Raw genomic sequence first — 16,392 nt, forward strand, 5'->3', positions numbered from 1 at the left:
TTGTGCTGCTGTGTTGTGCGGGTGTTGCGGAGGTACGGGTGTCGCGTAGGCGGGAAATCAGCGCTTACGGGCAGGGCGCGAGCGCTTGCCCGGCCCCACCGTCACGACCTCGAAGTTGGACTTGGTGCGGTCCAGCCGGTGGAAGAGGTTGTCCGGGCCGGTGATGTACATCTTCGACACCCCGGCGCCCTTCAGCGTGTCGACGACCTTGGGCCAGTGGATGGGCAGGTCGAAGGTGTCCAGCAGCATCGTGCGCAGCTCACCGGCCGAGGTCACGATCGTGCCGTTCTGGTCGGTGACCACCGGAAGCTTCGGGTCGAGGAGGTCGTACTTCGGCAGGATCTCCTCGGCCGCCCGGCGCCGCAGCTCCGCGAACGCGGGCGCGTGCACCGCCGGGACCATGGTGTACATGGAGTAGCCGCCGACGTCGCTGATCGACTTCTTGAACCCGTCGAGCTCCTTCTCGCGCAGCGAGACCATGAAGAAGCCGTCGTCGAGATGGCCGGAGTAGTCGTACCACTCACCGCGCTCACCGAGTTCGGTGAGGATCTCCGTCAGCTTCTCCTGCGGGGTGCGGACGAAGGTGTGGGTGACCGCGTCCTGGTACTCCTCGGTGAAGTACGTGTGCTCACAGCGGGCCAGCTCCGCGGTGAGCCGCACCACCTCGGGAAACGGCAGCGAACCGACGTACGCCGTCGCCGCCTTCTGCCCGAAGCTGGGACCCACGCACAGGTCCGGGACGAGGCCGTGCTCCTGCTCCGCCCGGTCCGCCGAGGCCATCGAGTTCACCAGGAAGGCGATCTGGGTGGCCTCGTCGTAGTCGTCCTCGGAGTCGCGGAGCCGGTCGAAGACCGAGTAGCCCAGCGCCTCGTCGGCCTCGGCGAGCCGCTTCCGGGCGAACGGGTCCAGCGTCAGGAACCTGCCCACCTCGGAGAAGCCGGAAGGTCCCATGCCCGGGAAAACGATGGCTGACTTCGTCTGCTCGGATGCCGTCATGATGTGCTGCCTTACTCTCTGGACCGGCCGTCGCTCAGTCCTGCGCCCGGCGGTTGAAGCCCCGGATACCGATGAACCCGAAAATCAGGAGGGAAGCCGCGATGGCGCACGCGCAGATCCACAGCGGGATCGACGGCGGCACCCCGGGCGCGTCGGGCAGCAGCAGCCCGCGCATCGCCTCGGTGACGTAGGTCAGCGGGTTGAAGGTGCACAGGATCTGGAACCAGCGGACACCGTCCAGGCTCCGCCACGGGAACTGCGTGGCCCCGGTGAACATGATCGGGGTCAGCGTCATGGCGAAGACGATGGAGATGTGGCGCGCGGGCGCCAGGGTGCCGAGGGTGAGCCCGACCGCACCGCCGACCAGTCCGCCGAGGCTGAGGATGCCCAATGTCTCCGGCATCTTGGACAGCGGCCAGGAGACGTCGTCCAGCAGCAGCAGCCCGATCGGGATCATGACCAGGGCGCCGATCACCCCGCGCATCGCTCCGAAGAGCGCCTTCTCCACCGCCACCATGCCGGTCGGGAGCGGCGAGAGCAATCGGTCCTCGATCTCCTTGGTCCAGGAGAAGTCGATGGCCAGGGGCAACGCGGTGTTCTGCAGGGAGACCAGGAAGCTGTTGAGCGCCACCACACCGGGCAGCAGCACCTGCTGGAATCCGGGCTGGGTCATGCCGATCTCGCCGAGCACCTTGCCGAAGACGAACAGCATGAAGAACGGTTCCACGATGACCTGTCCCAGGAAGGGACCGATCTCGCGGCCGGTGACGAAGATGTCGCGCCACAGGATGAAGAAGAACGTCCGCCACCGGTTGGCGCGGCGCCGGTGGCGCCCGCCGCGGCGCTTCTCGTCGGGCATATCGAGATCGAGCCCGGGCTCGGGCTCCGGCTCGGGCGGCACGAGGGGCGCACGGGCCTCGGCCGCCGCGATGATGCTGTTCAGCGCGGCCTTGGCGTCCTGTGCGGCCTGGGACGCCGACGGAGCCGGTATGGGCTTGATGACCAGGGTCATCGTGTCGCCGATGTCGCCGTGCCTGGAACCCGTGTCCCCGACCGGGTGCGGCCTGGCCCCGGGCCTCGTCTCGTGCCTGGCCTCAGGAGGCCTGGTCTCATGGGACCTGGCCTCGTACGGCGTGGGCTCGTGCCTGACCGGCGGGACCGCGGGGGTATTCCGGTCCGTGGCGGGGGGCAGCGGGGCGCGCGGCCTGGCCGGGACGAGCGCGGTCCGGGTGTCCTCGAAACCGTCGTCCTCGGCGGCCCGCGGATCGATCGCCCTCGGGTCGGCGGCCCTCGGATCGGCTGCCCGTGGATCAACCGCCCTCGGGTCGGCAGCCCTGGGATCGGTGGTCCTCGGGTCGGCGGCCCTGTTCCCGTCCGGCTTGGCGCCCGGGACCCCGAAGTCCGGGGTCTTGAAGTTCGTGGTCCTGGTGTCGGCGGGCTCGCGCTCGGCGCCCCGGTCGGCGGAGGCACCCTGGCCGCCCCGGCTCGCGGACGCCGCCGCACCCGTCCCGGGCTTCTCCTCGGCGGCCTCGCCACCGGTGTTCTGGCCCGTCGAGGACGGGGGGCGTGCGGAGGAGCTCATCGCATCTCCTTCCCCGTCAGCTCGACGAACACGTCTTCCAGGCTCGCCTTGCTCACATTCAGGTCCTTGATTTCACAGCCGGTGTCGGACAGGGCCTTGATGACGGTGGGCAGAAGCACGGAGGAGGTCGCGTTGCTGTAGACCTTCATGCGGAAGGTGCCGTCGCCGTCGGTTCCGCCCTGCGCGGTGGGGTCCTCCTGCTGCAGCACCTCGACCCGCTCCGCGACACCGAGGCTCTGCACCAGCTGGACCACGCCGTTCATGCCGCTGTACGGCGGCCGCACCGTGACCGTCAGGGCGGTGTTGCTCATCCTGCTGGTCAGTGCCTCCGGGGTGTCCAGGGCGAGCAGCTTGCCGTGGTCGACGATGCCGATCCGGTCGCACAGCCTGGAGGCTTCCTCCATGTCGTGGGTGGTGAGCACCACTGTGACGCCACGGGACTTGAGATCGGCTATCCGGTCGCGCACGAAGATCTGCGACTGCGGGTCCAGACCGGTGGCCGGTTCGTCGAGGAACAGCACCTTGGGGCGGTGCATCAGTGCTCGCGCGATCATCACGCGCTGCGCCTGACCGCCGGAGACCTGGTCCGCCCGGTTCTTGGCGTGGTCGGTGAGGCCGAGCCACTCCAGGCTCTCGTCCGCCAGCCGGCCGCGCTCCGCACGGGAGAGCCCGTGGTAGCCGGCGTGGAAGGTGAGATTCTGACGGATCGTCAGTGACCGGTCGAGATTGTTGCGCTGCGGCACGACGGCGAAGGACTGCCGGGCCACCGCGGGCCTGGCTATCACATCGACGCCCTGTACGAAGGCGCGTCCGCCGGTGGGGGCGACCCGGGTGGTCAGGATACCGATGGTGGTGGTCTTCCCGGCTCCGTTGGGGCCGAGGAAGCCGAAGACCTCACCGTGCCGCACGGTGAAGCTGAGATTGTCGACCGCCGGGACGGGGCGCCCGGGGTACTTCTTCACCAAGCCGTCGACAACGGCGGCGAAATCAATAGGACGTGTTGTGTTCATCGCTGTCGTCGCACCGAATTTAATTGGCTTGAGGAGGAAAATTCTTTGCCTCATGTTTAACACAGCCGCTTGACTCCGCGCGCGTAACTGCCTCCACTTTAGGGGGTGGTGGCGCAAGTGAGGGGGGTTGAGGGGGCGCCCCCGGGTCCCGTGTCACGCCGGGATGGCGCGGTACCCGCATATAAGGCGTACCTCGAATAGCGGTTACTAGGGGTTGTGGTGCAGGAGAAGGGCTCATAACCTCACGGAGTCAGGGCCTCGGACGAGCGTGGTCGACGCGCCCCACCGGGTACTCGTGCCCGGCCCCTCAGTGAAATCCCGGGGATGTGCTCCTTGAGCCAGATCAAGCCCGATGATGTGGGCCTTATTCGGATATTGCAAACGGAAACTCCGAGCAGTTTCCGGCTGATCTGTTTCCCGGAGTCCGCCCGCTCCACCGCGTACTACCTCTCCCTGTCCGAACTCCTGCTGCCCACCGTGGAGGTGCTGGCGATCCAATACCCCCTCCACACCGGCGACGAGGACGGCGAGGACGGCGAGCGGCTGGCCGACTGCCCGGAGCTGGTCGACCGGATCTTCGGTGCGCTGGGCGAGTGGACGGACCGTCCGATCGCCTTCTTCGGCCACCGGGTCGGCGCCGACCTCGCCTACCGCGTGGCCGAGCGCCTGGAACGGGAGACCGGGACGCCCCTGCTGACCCTGTTCGTATCCGGCCGGACCGCGCACTGGGGCAGGGCCCTGGGCCCGCCGGCCCTCGGCTGCCGGATCGTCGCCCTCGCCGGTGAGGGCGACCCCAAGACCCCGCTGCGCGGCGTACGGGCCTGGCGGCGGCGTACCAGCGGACGATTCGACCTCGAGGTGTTTCCCGGTTCCCGCGGCTACCTCGACTCGAGCCGGCGAGAGGTCGTGAACCTCGTGCACGACCAGCTGCTCTCGCAGTCCACCGTCGATGCCGAGTGGGAAACCGGCGCCGAAGACAAGGGAGCCTAGGGGGACAAGCCCGGGGCTGCCCGTACTCCTGAGTGAAAAGGAAAGAGTACGTTCGATGACCGCGAAGATCTACGCGCTCGACTCGGTGCAGACCCTGGCCGACTTCGAGCTGGACGCGATCCGTGTCGCCGATGTGATCCGCGAGCGGCATGGGGTCGCCCCGGGCGACCGCGTCATCCTCAAGGCGGGCAACTCCGCCGCCTACGTCAGTGTGCTGTTCGCCCTCATGCACGTCGGCGCCTCCATCGTGCTGATCGACCAGCAGGAGCACCCGGACGAGACCCGGCGGATAGCCGGGCGCACCGGCGCGGCCCTCGCCTTCGTGGACGACGACTCCCCGATCCACGACGACGCCCGTGTGGTGAACCTCTACGAGCTGATCGCCCCGGCCGCCGGGCGCCCGCTCAGCACCCGTGAGCTGTCGTTCGACGCCTGGGCCGACCGGCAGGACGGCCTCATCATGTGGACGTCCGGCTCCACCGGCGAGCCCAAGGGCGCGGTCAAGTCGGGCCGTAAGTTCCTGACCAACCTGGAGCGCAACGCCGCCCAGGTCGGGCACCGCGAGGACGACGTCCTGCTGCCGCTGCTTCCCTTCGCCCACCAGTACGGGCTGTCCATGGTGCTCATCGCCTGGCTCACCCGCTGCTCCCTGGTGATCGCCCCCTACAAGCGCCTCGACCGGGCCGTGCAGATGGCCGGGCGGACCGGCGCGACCGTGCTCGACGCCACCCCGTCGAGCTACCGCACCATGCTCAACCTGGCCCGCCGCAAGCCCTCGCTGCGGGCGCGGCTGGAGCAGGTCCGCATGTTCTGCTCGGGCGCGGCCCCGCTCGACGGCGCGCTCTCCGACGGCTACGTCGCCGAGTTCGGGCTGCCGCTGCTGGACAGCTACGGCAGCACCGAGCTGGGCAACATCGCGTTCGCCACCCTGGACAACCCGGTTTCCTGCGGCCGCGCCATGGACGGCATCAAGCTGCGCGTCATCGACGAGTCCGGCATCCCGGCCGCCCCCGGGCAGGCCGGTGAGATCGAGGTCGACACCCCGGACGCGCTGGAGGGCCACATCGACGAGGACGGCGGCATCGACGCCATGCCGACCGGCTGGTTCCCCACCGGCGACCTCGGCTACCTCGACGAGGACGACAACCTCTTCGTCCTGGGCCGGAAGTTCGCGGTGCACCGCTACGGCTATCTGCTCTACCCCGAGCTGGTCGAGCGCAAGGCCGCCGTCGCCCACATCTCCACCCGCATCGTGCCGCTCCCCGACGAGCGCCGCCGCGGCGATGTGCAGCTGGTCTTCTTCGTCGAGGACGAGGAGGGGCGGGACGCCAAGTACTGGCGCGAGCGGCTGTGCCAGGTGCTGCCGGTCTACGAGCAGCCCAACCGGGTCGAGGTGCTGGACACCTTCCCGCTCAACCGCAACGGCAAGCCGGACAAGCGCCGGCTGGAAGAGATCGCGAAGGGCTAGACGGAACGCGACGAGGGGGCCGGGCTTTGAGCACCGGCCCCCTCGTCAGGTCTGGGGAAACCCCTAGGCCCTGTCCGGCGGATCTTCGCGGGCCCGCGACGCCTGGCACGGCACCTCGCTGCGTTGTCGGGATCGCCCGAGTACGACCCGGTACGAGGACGACCCTCCGCCTTGCGATGCACCGCACCAGACGCCGCGGGCTGATCCACGAAGATCCGCCGGACAGGACCTAGTCGTACGGCAGCTCGACGGGGGCGAAGTCGGGGAAGCGGTCGCCCGGGCCCGGGTTGTCCGGGTGGGTGGCGCCGCCCAGGTGGTCGAGCACCCCCCACACCGCGTTGAGCGCCGTGGTCACCGCCCCCTCCGCGAATCCGGCCGTCCAGGAGACGTCGTCCCCGCACAGGAAGAAGCCGCGCTGCTCGGGGGCCATGTCCTCCTGCATGAACTGGGTGAACAGCCGCCGCTGGTAGCGGTAGTGTCCGGGCAGGTTGGACTTGAACGCGCCCATGAAGCGCGGTTCGGTCTCCCAGGTGACGGCCAGCGGTCCGGCGACGATGTGCGAGCGGATGTCGACGTCCGGGTAGATCGCGCCCAGCTGGGTCAGCAGCCGCTCCAGCCGTTCCTCGGGCGAGAGGGTGGCGACCTTCAGCGAGTCGTCGTTCCAGGTGTACGACAGGCACATCACCCCGGGCCGGTCGGGTCCGTCGTCGAACAGGTAGACCCCGCGCGGCATCCGGTCGGTGAGCGTCATGCTCATCACGTCCTGGCCGGTCGCCGGGTCGGTGTCCCGCCAGAACGGCCGGTCGACCAGGACGAACAGCTTGGAGGCGCCCATGTAGTGGGTGCGCTCGACCGCCGTCCACAGCGGGGTGGGCAGCAGCGCCGGATCGCAGTCGATCCGGTGCAGCAGCGTCCACACATGCGGGCTGAAGACCACGGCGGGGAACTCCCGCTCCTCGCCGCTCTCGTCCCGTACCCGGATGCCGTCCCCCGCCCGCCGCAGCCGGGTGACCGCCGGGCGCGGTCGGCCGCCGTCGTGCAGCGACGCCAGTGAGGTGCCCTCCGGCCAGTGGGCGGGCGCGGCCGGGGCGTGCTCCCACAGCCCGCGCGGCAGCTGCTGGGAGCCGCCGACGATGCCGACCTGGTTGTCGTCGGCCTCGGTGACCACGACGCGCAGGATCTCCAGCACCGAGTTGGGGAAGTCGGTGTCCCAGCCGCCGGTGCCGAAGCCGACCTGCCCGAAGATCTCCCGGTGCCGGAACGACTGGAAGGTGGAGGAGGTGGCCAGGAAGCCGTAGAAGGACTGGTCGTCGAACTCCCTGACCAGCCGGTTCCACACGGTTTTGAGGGTGGCGACGTCGCGCTGCTGGATGGCGTCGCGCACCGTGGCCAGCTCGGCCCGCTCCTGGAGCGCCTTCTCCCAGGCGTCGGCGACCTCCTGGTAGACGTCCGGGAGTTCGCCGGGGGTGCGCGCCCGGTCGCGGTCACCGTTCAGGTCGATCAGCGTACTCGGGGTGGCCGGTGCCAGCGGATTGGGAAAGGGCCGGGTGCGCAGGTCCAGCAGGTCGATGTAGTGGAACAGTGACCGTGCGGAGAGGGGAAAGCGCATGGCGCCCATTTCCGCCTTGTATTCCGGATTCCCGGGAAAGGGGGTGGAACGCATCCGGCCGCCCAATTGCTCCGCTTCGTAGAGAACCGGACGAAGTCCCAGGCGCAGCAGCTCATATGCCGCGGTGAGTCCGGACATACCGCCGCCGATGACCGCGACTTCCGTGCCGTGCGTCGCACTCGGCAGGGCACCGAGACCAGCTGGATGGGACAGCCAGTTGTCGTAGGAGAAAGGAAAGTCCGGCACCAGCATCGTCGTGGCAGCCGTGGTCGCGGACGTCATGGGATGAACCTCTTGGGGACGAGCGACACCGCGGGGAGATCAGGCGGTGTGGGCGACATCGAATTCCAGGCTCGCGGGCAGGTCTCGACGCTGACTTATGTTGATTTTCCGGTAGACCCGGGTGAGATGCTGCTCCACGGTGGAAATGGTGATGTAGAGCTTGGCGGCGATCTCCCGGTTGGTGTAGCCCGAGGCGGCGAGCGCGGCCACCCGGCTCTCGGCGTCGGACAGTTCGGAGAACGCGGTGGTGTCCTCGCCGGTGCGGGCCGCCTCCGACAGGGCCGAGCGGCCCGGAGTCCGCTGCAGCGAGCGGGACAGCTCCTCGGCCCCGCAGCTGTCCGCGAGCCACAGGGCCCGGCGGGTCATCAGCCGTCCGCTGTCCAGATCGCCGAGTTGCTTGTGCGCCTCGGCGAGATCCGCCAGCGCCCGCGCCATCTCGTACCAGCCGCCGCTCGCCCGGAGCACGCTCACCGCCTGTTCGAGCAGGGCGGGCCGCTCGGCCGGCGGCCGGGTGGCGGCCAGGACGCGCAGCGCGGCGCCACGGGTGCGGGAGGGGGCCTGGCCGGTCTGCTCCAGCTGCTCCTCCGCCAGCCGGGCGGCCCGCTCCTGACTGCCCAGGGTCAGCCACGTCTCGGCGGCACCGAGCCGCCAGGCCAGGGTGGCGGGCGAGTCCAGGCCCCAGGCGGCCATCTTCTCCCCGCAGGCGCGGAAGTCGGTGAGGGCCGCGTGCTGGCGGCCGGTGGCCAGCTGGTGGCAGGCGCGCGCGTACAGATAGTGGAGCCCGTACCGGTTCTGGAACATCTCCTCCGGCACCGGCCGCGCCAGGATCTCGGCGGCGGTGTCGTGGTTGCCCATCGCGGTGTGCGCGCCCACCAGCATCGCGAGCGGCATGCCGACGGTGACTCCCCAGCCACGGGCCGGAAGCTCCTCCAGCGCCCGCTCCGCGTACCGCACCGCGTCCGGCAGCCGCCCGGACCGCAGGGCGATCTGGGCCCGCAGGGTGTGGAAGGAGGCCAGCACCGCTGTGGCGCCGCGCCGCTCGCTCTGCTCGATCAGCTGGTCGCACCAGGTGGCGGCGGTGGCGAGCCGGTCCGCGTAGATGAGGGCCTGCAGCGCGGCCTGCACCGTCGGCAGGGTCGCGTCGGTGAGCCGGGAGGTCTCCAGCACCCGTTCCACGGCCTGGACGGCCTGGTCGTCGGCGCCGTGGCACAGCACGGTCCGCAGCGCCTTGCCCGCGGTGAGCTGGGGCGACTCGGGGGTCTGCTCGGCCGTCGGCGGAACGCCCGCGCGCGGGCCGTCCGGCGCCGCCCGCTCCACGAAGGTCCGCAGCTCGGGGGAGCCGGGGTAGGTGGAGGCCAGGGCGAGGTCGATGGTCCGCAGCGTGGTGTCGAGTTCCGAGCCGGGGGCCGCGTCCCGGCCGATCCGGCCGAGGGCGGCGGCGGCCTCGGCCGTCTGCCCGAGCGTCAGCAGCCGCAGGAGGACCGGGACGGCGTACTCCGGCGGCAGCTGCCCGCTGCCCGCGGGACCGGCCAGCGACTGGAGACGGCGCATCTGGGAGAGCGGATTGAACGGCCACATGGCTTCCACCATCGTGGCCTGGAGGATGAGCGTCTCCCGCTCATCGGTGGTACATCGCTGGGCCAACTGCAGGCAGTTGACGGCCAGTTCCACGCGGTCGGCGGCGACGGCGTGCCGGGCGGCGTCGCGCAGGGTCTGGGGAATCCACTCCTCGACCGGCTCGGCCGGTTCGTGATGGAGCAGATGACCGGCCACGTCGAGGGGGTCGGCGCCCTCCTCGTTCAGCAGCCGCGCGGCCCGGTGGTGCAGTGTGCCGAGCTCGTCGCCGGGCAGGTCGTCCAGCAGGACGGTGCGCACCTCGTCGCTCCTGAAGTGCGCGCCGCGCAGAAGTCCCACGTCGGTGAGCGCCGTGACGGCGTGCCGCACCTGCCGCTCCTCGACCGCGACGAGCTTGCTCAGCAGGGGGGTGGACGAGGCGTCGCCGAGCAGCGCGATCCCCTGGGCGATCCGGTGGTGGGCCGGGCCGCCTCGGTAGACGCAGGACAGCGCGGCCTGCCGGAACAGCTCGCCGGGCGCCGGGGCGCAAGTGCCCGGCGTGGTGTCGAGGGGGCCGCAGGTGAGCCGGGAGAACTGGTCGTCCAGCAGCCCGCGCAGCAGCAGGAGGTTGCCGCCGGTCAGGTCGTGGAACGCGGCGGCGTGGCGCTCGGCCTCAGCGGCGCCGAGTTCCTCGGTCAGCAGGGTGGTGACGCCCGCGACGGTGAGCGGGGCGAGCCGTACGTGGCACACCTTCGGCCGGTGCAGCAGTTCGTCCAGGGCCGGGGCGGCGGGCCCGGTGAGCGCGCCGCGGGTCGCCACGACGGACAGCGCTTCGGAGCGGCAGCGGCGGATGCCGTAGGCGAGGGCGCGCAGGGACGGCAGGTCGGCGTACTGGACGTCGTCGATGGCGATCAGCAGCGGCGCGTCATCGGTCAGTTCCTCGAGCGTGCGGTGGAATTCCTGGAGGAGCGGGAGGTCGACCTGGTCCGGGTCGTACGAATGCGGGGGCGCGTCGAGAACGGGCCGCGGCCGGGCGTGCCGAAGGCGCGCGGGCATGCCCTGGTAGAGCTGATCGAGTAAGGCGTACGGGAAATTCTGCTCCGAAGTGGAGGCGACCGCGGGCAGCACCCGGACGCCCCGCGCACCCGCGGTGTCCGTCACCGCGTGCAGCAGCGCGGTCTTTCCCGACGCCACGGCACCGCCGATGACGGCGATTCGACTCCCCTCCCGGGCGTCCTCGAAGAGGAGACGATTGAGCCGAGCTATCTCCTGATCGCGCTCCACCAACACGTACGAAACCTTCCCCGAATTCAGTCGTGCTCAGCGGCGGTGAAATCGAATCACCGTGCACGGCGCACCTGGTAATGCGCCGTCCCCTGAAGTTGTAAATACCGTGCCGCCCTTTGGTGCTCCCCGTTCCTCCCGTAAGCGCACCCTCTGCGGCGGCATGGCTGCTCTGCGTCATGACGTGTGTTCGACGGCATGCCGTGTGTTCGCAACCCCTCCCCGCCTGGCTGAGGCTTGCCAGCCGTGGAACACGGGTATGGAGTGGATGGGCACTGTAGCAGTGCTGTTGGTGCGAAAAGATGACTGTCTCGTCACAGGTGAATGTGTTCGATTGAGGTCACGGTGCCGTAGCCGAGTTGTGAAGCTCCGCGCGGCCGCTCGGCTCGGCTCCATCGCTGGTGGGGCGGGGTGCGGCGAGGAGCAATGGCCCTGTCGCGTGTGAAAGTTGCGCAAAGCTTCCGAAAACTCTGGAACCCCTGAAGCGCCCCTCGCATCGCCTTGTCAGGCGTTTCCCTCGTGTGGGGTCATGGGTGTCGACTCCACGCGTCCATTCACACTGCAACGACAGGCTGCGGTGCGTGATGGGCCACCATGGAAACGCCGAGTTGTACGAGCAAATGGGAGGAAAGTGCGCGTGCTCAATCAGAACTTGACATTCGTCGTCGGCACCGGCCGGTGCGGTTCGACGGCGCTGTCTCAGGTCATCAATCTTCACCCGGACGTTCTCAGCGTCAACGAATTGTTCGCCAGCATTCCCGATGCGGAAGTGCTGGACGAGGCCCTGCTCAGCGGCCCTGAGTTCTGGGAATATCTGTCCCGGCCCAACGCGGTCAGCGATACCTTGATCAAGAATGGGGCCATCCCGCCCGAGTTCCTCTACCACCGGCTGCCCGAGGGGCGGTTCGACGCCGAGACCACCGGTATCCCGGCCATCAGCGTCATGGTGCTGCCCCATCTGACCGACGACCCGGACGCACTCTTCGACGAGCTGGAGTCCGAGGTCACCGCCTGGCCCACACGGAGCCCGGCGGACCACTGGCGGGCCCTCTTCGCCAGCCTCGGCGCACGGTTCGGCGACCCCGGCACCGTCGTCGAGCGGAGCGGTCTGTCCATCGGCCGGGTAACGGAAATGCACCGTGCCTTTCCCGAGGCGCGCTTTGTGCATCTCTACCGCGAAGGCCCTGACTGCGCCGTCTCCATGAGCCGGCACGTCAGCTTCCGGATGCTTCCGCTGACGCAGGAGATGGCCATCCGCTGCGGCCTGGAGTCGCCGTACGAGCTGACCCCGGAGCACGCGGCCCAACTCCCGCCCGACCTCGCTCCGCTGCTGGGCGACGAGTGGGACCCGGCCCTGGTGATGGACCGGCCCATCCCGCTCGCCGCGTTCGGCAGCCTGTGGTCCGGCGTGATTGTCGACGGTCTGCGGAAGCTGGAGGAGGTCCCGGAGTCACAGCGCGCCGGGCTGTCGTACGAGAACCTTCTGGAGGAGCCGGAGAAGGAACTGATCCGGCTGGCCGAATTCATCGGTGTGGAACCGCTCCCCTCCTGGCTGGACGCGTCCATCGCACTTCTCGACGGCGGCCGCCGCGGCGCCGCGGAGAAGCTGCCCGAAGTGGAGCTCGCCCCGCTGCTGGAATCCTGTAGTCCCGGTATGGAGGCGCTGGCCGCTCACCCGTAAGGCGCATGTCGTCACCCGGCGGCCACTGCCCTTCGGTGGCCGGTCGCCGGGTGGCGCCCTTCGCTCTCCGGGCCCGCCGGAGTGGCCTCGGCGTACCGGCTGCCCGATAGGGGCGTGACTGCCTCTAGGGGGTGATTACGGTGGGCATTCACCCGATCGAGGGATTGAATGGTTGACGCAGGACTCCCTGCTTCATCCTCACGCGAAGGGCTCAGTACCGACCATGTCCGCGAACCATCGCGACCCCGCCATGCCCGTCCCGCCCGAGGAGAGCGAGCGCACGCTGCACTTCGCGGGCCCAGCGACCTTCGGCCGCGTCCCGCGCCTGGACCAGGTCGGCAGCGCGGATATCGCGGTGGTCGGGGTCCCGTTCGACGCGGGTGTCTCGTACCGGCCGGGCGCCCGGTTCGGCGGGAACGCGATCCGGGAGGCGTCGCGCCAGCTGCGCCCCTACAACCCGGCGCAGGACGCGTACCCGTTCCACTACGTCCAGGTCGCGGACGCCGGTGACATCACCGCCAACCCGCACAACATCCACGAGGCCGTCGACAACATCGAGGCGGGCGCGGAGGAGCTGCTGTCCACGGGCGCGCAGCTGATGACGCTGGGCGGCGATCACACCATCGCGCTGCCGATCCTGCGCGCGGTGGCCCGCAAGCACGGCCCGGTCGCGCTGCTGCACTTCGACGCCCATCTGGACACCTGGGACACCCACTTCGGCGCCGAGTACACCCACGGCACGCCGTTCCGCCGCGCGGTCGAGGAGGGCATCCTCGACACCTCCGCCCTCTCCCACGTCGGCACCCGCGGCCCGCTGTACAGCAAGGGAGACCTGGACGAGGACACCAAGCTGGGCTTCGGGATCGTCACCTCGGCCGACGTCATGCGGCGCGGGGTCGACGAGGTGGTGCAGCAGCTCAAGGAGCGGATCGGCAAGCGGCCGCTCTACATCTCGGTGGACATCGACGTCCTGGACCCCTCGCACGCCCCCGGCACCGGCACCCCCGAGGCGGGCGGGCTCACCTCGCGGGAGCTGCTGGAGATCGTGCGCGGGCTGGCCGACTGCCATCTGGTCTCCGCCGACCTGGTCGAGGTCGCCCCGGCGTACGACCACGCCGACATCACCTCCGTGGCCGCCTCGCACACCGCGTACGAGCTGGTCACCCTCATGTCCCGGCAGATCGCCTTCCTGCGCTGGGTGGAGGAGCAGCAGCAGGCGGAGCAGCAGCAGGCCTAGGGGGTGCCCCGGCCGCCGCTCTTGAGGCTTGCTCGCAGGAACTCCCGGTTCATGGTCGAGATGGACTGGAGCGGGATGCCCTTCGGGCAGGCCACGGCGCATTCGCCGGTGTTCGTGCAGCCGCCGAAGCCCTCGTCGTCCATCGTGCCGACCATGTCCAGCACCCGGGACTCGCGCTCCGGTTGCCCCTGCGGCAGCACGTTCAGATGCGTCACCTTCGCCGAGGTGAACAGCATCGCCGAACCGTTGGGACACGCCGCCACGCACGCCCCGCACCCGATGCACTCCGCGTGCTCGAACGCGGTGTCCGCGACGGGCTTCGGCACGGGCGTGGCGTGCGCCTCCGGGGCGCTTCCGGTCGGGACGGAGACGAAGCCGCCCGAGCCGATGATCCGGTCGAACGCCGACCGGTCCACCACCAGATCCTTGACGACGGGGAAGGCGGCGGCGCGCCACGGCTCCACGTCGATGGTGTCGCCGTCCCTGAAGTGCCGCATATGCAGCTGACAGGTGGTGGTGCGCACCGGGCCGTGCGCCTGCCCGTTGATCACCATGCCGCACGCCCCGCAGATGCCCTCGCGGCAGTCGTGGTCGAACGCGACGGGCTCCTCGCCGCGCAGGGTCAGCCGCTCGTTGAGCGTGTCGAGCATCTCCAGGAAGGACATCTCGGGCGAGATGCCGTCGACCTCGTAGGCGGTCAGGGTGCCCGGCTCCTCGGGGCCGCGCTGACGCCAGATCCGCAGGGTGAGCCTCATGCGTAACTCCGCTGGGTGGGGTGGACGTACGCGAAGACCAGGTCTTCGCGGTGCAGCACCGGCGCGTTGCCGGTACCTCTGAACTGCCAGGCCGCCGCGTACGAGAACGCCTCGTCGTCGCGGGCCGCCTCGCCGTCCGGGGTCTGGCTCTCCTCGCGGAAGTGGCCGCCGCAGGACTCGGCGCGGTGCAGCGCGTCCAGGCACATCAGCTCGGCCAGCTCCAGATAGTCGACGACCCGGTTGGCCTTCTCCAGCGACTGGTTCAGCTCCGCACCGCTCCCCGGTACCTTGATCCGCCGCCAGAACTCCTCGCGCAGCGCCGGGATGCGGTCCAGCGCCTTGCGCAGCCCGGTCTCGGTGCGGGCCATGCCGCACTCGTCCCACAGCAGTTCGCCCAGCTCACGGTGGAAGGAGTCGGGGGTGCGGTCGCCGTCGTTCTCCAGCAGCCGCCGCAGCCGGTCGGTCACCGACATCAGGGCCTCGGTCACCGCCGGATGGCCCGGGTCGACCTCGTCGTGCGGATGGCGGGCCAGATAGTCGTTGATCGTGGCGGGGAGGACGAAGTAGCCGTCGGCCAGGCCCTGCATCAGGGCGGACGCGCCGAGCCGGTTGGCGCCGTGGTCGGAGAAGTTGGCCTCGCCGATCGCGAACAGCCCCGGCACCGTGGTCTGCAGGTCGTAATCCACCCACAGTCCGCCCATCGTGTAGTGGAGGGCGGGGTAGATGCGCATCGGCACCTCGTACGGGTTCTCCGCCGTGATCAGCTGGTACATCTCGAAGAGGTTGCCGTACTTCTCCTCGACCGCCGCCCGGCCCATCCGCCCGATGGCGTCCGCGAAGTCCAGATAGACGCCCTGCCCGCCGGGGCCGACCCCGCGCCCCTCGTCGCATACGTTCTTCGCGGCCCGGGAGGCGATGTCGCGCGGCACCAGATTGCCGAACGCCGGGTAGATACGCTCCAGGTAGTAGTCGCGCTCGTCCTCCGGGATCGCATCGGGCGGACGGGTGTCGCCCTTCGCCTTCGGCACCCAGATGCGGCCGTCGTTGCGCAGCGACTCGCTCATCAGGGTCAGCTTCGACTGGTGGTCGCCGGAGCGCGGGATGCAGGTGGGGTGGATCTGGGTGAAGCAGGGGTTGGCGAAGTAGGCGCCGCGCCGGTGGGCCCGCCAGATCGCGGTGGCGTTGGAGTTCTTGGCGTTCGTGGACAGGTAGAAGACATTGCCGTAGCCGCCGGAGGCCAGCACCACGGCGTCCGCGAAGTGGGTGGAGATCCGGCCGGTGATCAGGTCGCGGGCCACGATGCCGCGGGCCCGCCCGCCGACGACGATCAGGTCGAGCATCTCGGTGCGCGCGTGCATCTCCACGGTCCCGGCGGCGATCTGGCGGCTGAGCGCCTGATACGCGCCGAGCAGCAGCTGCTGCCCGGTCTGGCCGCGGGCGTAGAAGGTACGGGAGACCTGGACGCCGCCGAACGAGCGGGTGTCCAGCAGACCGCCGTACTCGCGGGCGAACGGCACGCCCTGCGCCACGCACTGGTCGATGATCTCCACCGACACCTGGGCGAGCCGGTGGACGTTCGACTCGCGGGCGCGGAAGTCGCCGCCCTTGACGGTGTCGTAGAAGAGGCGGCGGACGGAGTCGCCGTCGTTGCGGTAGTTCTTGGCGGCGTTGATCCCGCCCTGGGCGGCGATGGAGTGCGCCCGGCGCGGCGAGTCCTGGTAGCAGAACTGCACGACGTGGTAGCCCTGTTCGGCCAGCGTCGCCCCGGCCGCTCCGCCCGCCAGGCCCGTACCGACCACGATGACGGTGTACTTGCGGCGGTTGGCCGGGTTGACCAGCTTCGCCTCGAAGCGGCGGCGGTCCCAGCGCCCCTCCACGGGGCCGTCCGGGGCCTTGGTGTCGGCGATCGGCTCACCGGTCGAGTACTCCGGGTACGTGTTCATC

General features: G+C 69.9%; 11 protein-coding genes. 4 read left to right on the plus strand and 7 right to left on the minus strand.

The window, feature by feature from the left end; all coding sequences use genetic code 11:
- Window positions 1-57: 57 nt before the first annotated feature.
- From ABZ370_RS06830 to ABZ370_RS06840, 3 genes are all read right to left on the minus strand, one after another.
- Window positions 58-951, minus strand: coding sequence for an ACP S-malonyltransferase (locus ABZ370_RS06830; protein WP_358617489.1), 894 nt, complete (start codon window positions 949-951; stop codon window positions 58-60).
- 79 nt (window positions 952-1,030) lie between these two features.
- A complete protein-coding gene (locus tag ABZ370_RS06835; RefSeq protein ID WP_358617492.1) occupies window positions 1,031-2,578 on the minus strand; it encodes an ABC transporter permease in 1,548 nt (515 codons plus the stop codon).
- On the minus strand, window positions 2,575-3,588 hold the full coding sequence (locus ABZ370_RS06840; RefSeq protein ID WP_358617495.1) for an ABC transporter ATP-binding protein: 1,014 nt from the start codon (window positions 3,586-3,588) through the stop codon (window positions 2,575-2,577). The genes ABZ370_RS06835 and ABZ370_RS06840 overlap by 4 nt, the downstream gene beginning before the upstream one ends.
- Window positions 3,589-3,963: 375 nt before the next feature.
- On the opposite strand from ABZ370_RS06840, the gene ABZ370_RS06845 reads away from it, so the two are divergent.
- Together ABZ370_RS06845 and ABZ370_RS06850 are read left to right on the plus strand one after the other, a co-directional pair.
- Complete coding sequence (locus tag ABZ370_RS06845; protein WP_358617498.1) at window positions 3,964-4,578, plus strand: thioesterase domain-containing protein; 615 nt, start codon at window positions 3,964-3,966, stop codon at window positions 4,576-4,578.
- Window positions 4,579-4,633: 55 nt separating this feature from the next.
- Window positions 4,634-6,046, plus strand: a complete 1,413-nt coding sequence (locus ABZ370_RS06850; protein ID WP_358617501.1) for a class I adenylate-forming enzyme family protein — start codon at window positions 4,634-4,636, stop codon at window positions 6,044-6,046.
- Between the two features lie 229 nt (window positions 6,047-6,275).
- On the opposite strand, the gene ABZ370_RS06855 is transcribed toward ABZ370_RS06850, so the two are convergent.
- Window positions 6,276-7,937: an NAD(P)/FAD-dependent oxidoreductase gene (locus ABZ370_RS06855; protein ID WP_358617504.1), complete on the minus strand. Its 1,662-nt coding sequence runs from the start codon at window positions 7,935-7,937 to the stop codon at window positions 6,276-6,278.
- A gap of 39 nt (window positions 7,938-7,976) precedes the next feature.
- The gene (locus tag ABZ370_RS06860; RefSeq protein ID WP_358617506.1) at window positions 7,977-10,781 is read right to left on the minus strand and encodes an AAA family ATPase; all 2,805 of its coding nucleotides are present in this window, start codon (window positions 10,779-10,781) and stop codon (window positions 7,977-7,979) included.
- Window positions 10,782-11,412: 631 nt separating this feature from the next.
- Between ABZ370_RS06860 and ABZ370_RS06865 the strand changes: the two genes are divergently transcribed.
- Window positions 11,413-12,456 carry a sulfotransferase gene (locus ABZ370_RS06865; protein ID WP_358617509.1) on the plus strand — a complete coding sequence of 348 codons (1,044 nt, stop codon included), beginning with the start codon at window positions 11,413-11,415 and terminating at the stop codon, window positions 12,454-12,456.
- Window positions 12,457-12,706: 250 nt separating this feature from the next.
- Window positions 12,707-13,693 (plus strand): agmatinase, encoded by a 987-nt coding sequence (gene speB / locus ABZ370_RS06870; protein ID WP_358618336.1) that lies wholly within the window; start codon window positions 12,707-12,709, stop codon window positions 13,691-13,693.
- On the opposite strand, the gene ABZ370_RS06875 is transcribed toward speB, so the two are convergent.
- A complete protein-coding gene (locus ABZ370_RS06875; protein ID WP_358617511.1) occupies window positions 13,690-14,448 on the minus strand; it encodes a succinate dehydrogenase/fumarate reductase iron-sulfur subunit in 759 nt (252 codons plus the stop codon). The two genes, speB and ABZ370_RS06875, sit on opposite strands and share 4 nt — an antisense overlap.
- Window positions 14,445-16,391 carry a fumarate reductase/succinate dehydrogenase flavoprotein subunit gene (locus ABZ370_RS06880; RefSeq protein ID WP_358617514.1) on the minus strand — a complete coding sequence of 649 codons (1,947 nt, stop codon included), beginning with the start codon at window positions 16,389-16,391 and terminating at the stop codon, window positions 14,445-14,447. Before ABZ370_RS06880 ends, ABZ370_RS06875 begins: the two co-directional genes overlap by 4 nt.
- Window position 16,392: the final 1 nt, after the last annotated feature.

Origin of the sequence: Streptomyces sp. NPDC005962 (genome assembly GCF_040629205.1) — a bacterium.
In the GTDB taxonomy this organism is placed as follows: Bacteria; Actinomycetota; Actinomycetes; order Streptomycetales; family Streptomycetaceae; genus Streptomyces.

Bases quoted from the DNA above. Each gene is read 5' to 3' on its own strand.
- ABZ370_RS06850 (WP_358617501.1), top strand. From the start codon at position 4,634: ATGACCGCGAAGATCTACGCGCTCGACTCGGTGCAGACCCTGGCCGAC.
- ABZ370_RS06875 (WP_358617511.1), bottom strand. From the start codon at position 14,448: ATGAGGCTCACCCTGCGGATCTGGCGTCAGCGCGGCCCCGAGGAGCCG.
- ABZ370_RS06840 (WP_358617495.1), bottom strand. From the start codon at position 3,588: ATGAACACAACACGTCCTATTGATTTCGCCGCCGTTGTCGACGGCTTG.
- speB (WP_358618336.1), top strand. From the start codon at position 12,707: ATGCCCGTCCCGCCCGAGGAGAGCGAGCGCACGCTGCACTTCGCGGGC.
- ABZ370_RS06830 (WP_358617489.1), bottom strand. From the start codon at position 951: ATGGGACCTTCCGGCTTCTCCGAGGTGGGCAGGTTCCTGACGCTGGAC.
- ABZ370_RS06855 (WP_358617504.1), bottom strand. From the start codon at position 7,937: ATGACGTCCGCGACCACGGCTGCCACGACGATGCTGGTGCCGGACTTT.
- ABZ370_RS06880 (WP_358617514.1), bottom strand. From the start codon at position 16,391: ATGAACACGTACCCGGAGTACTCGACCGGTGAGCCGATCGCCGACACC.
- ABZ370_RS06835 (WP_358617492.1), bottom strand. From the start codon at position 2,578: ATGAGCTCCTCCGCACGCCCCCCGTCCTCGACGGGCCAGAACACCGGT.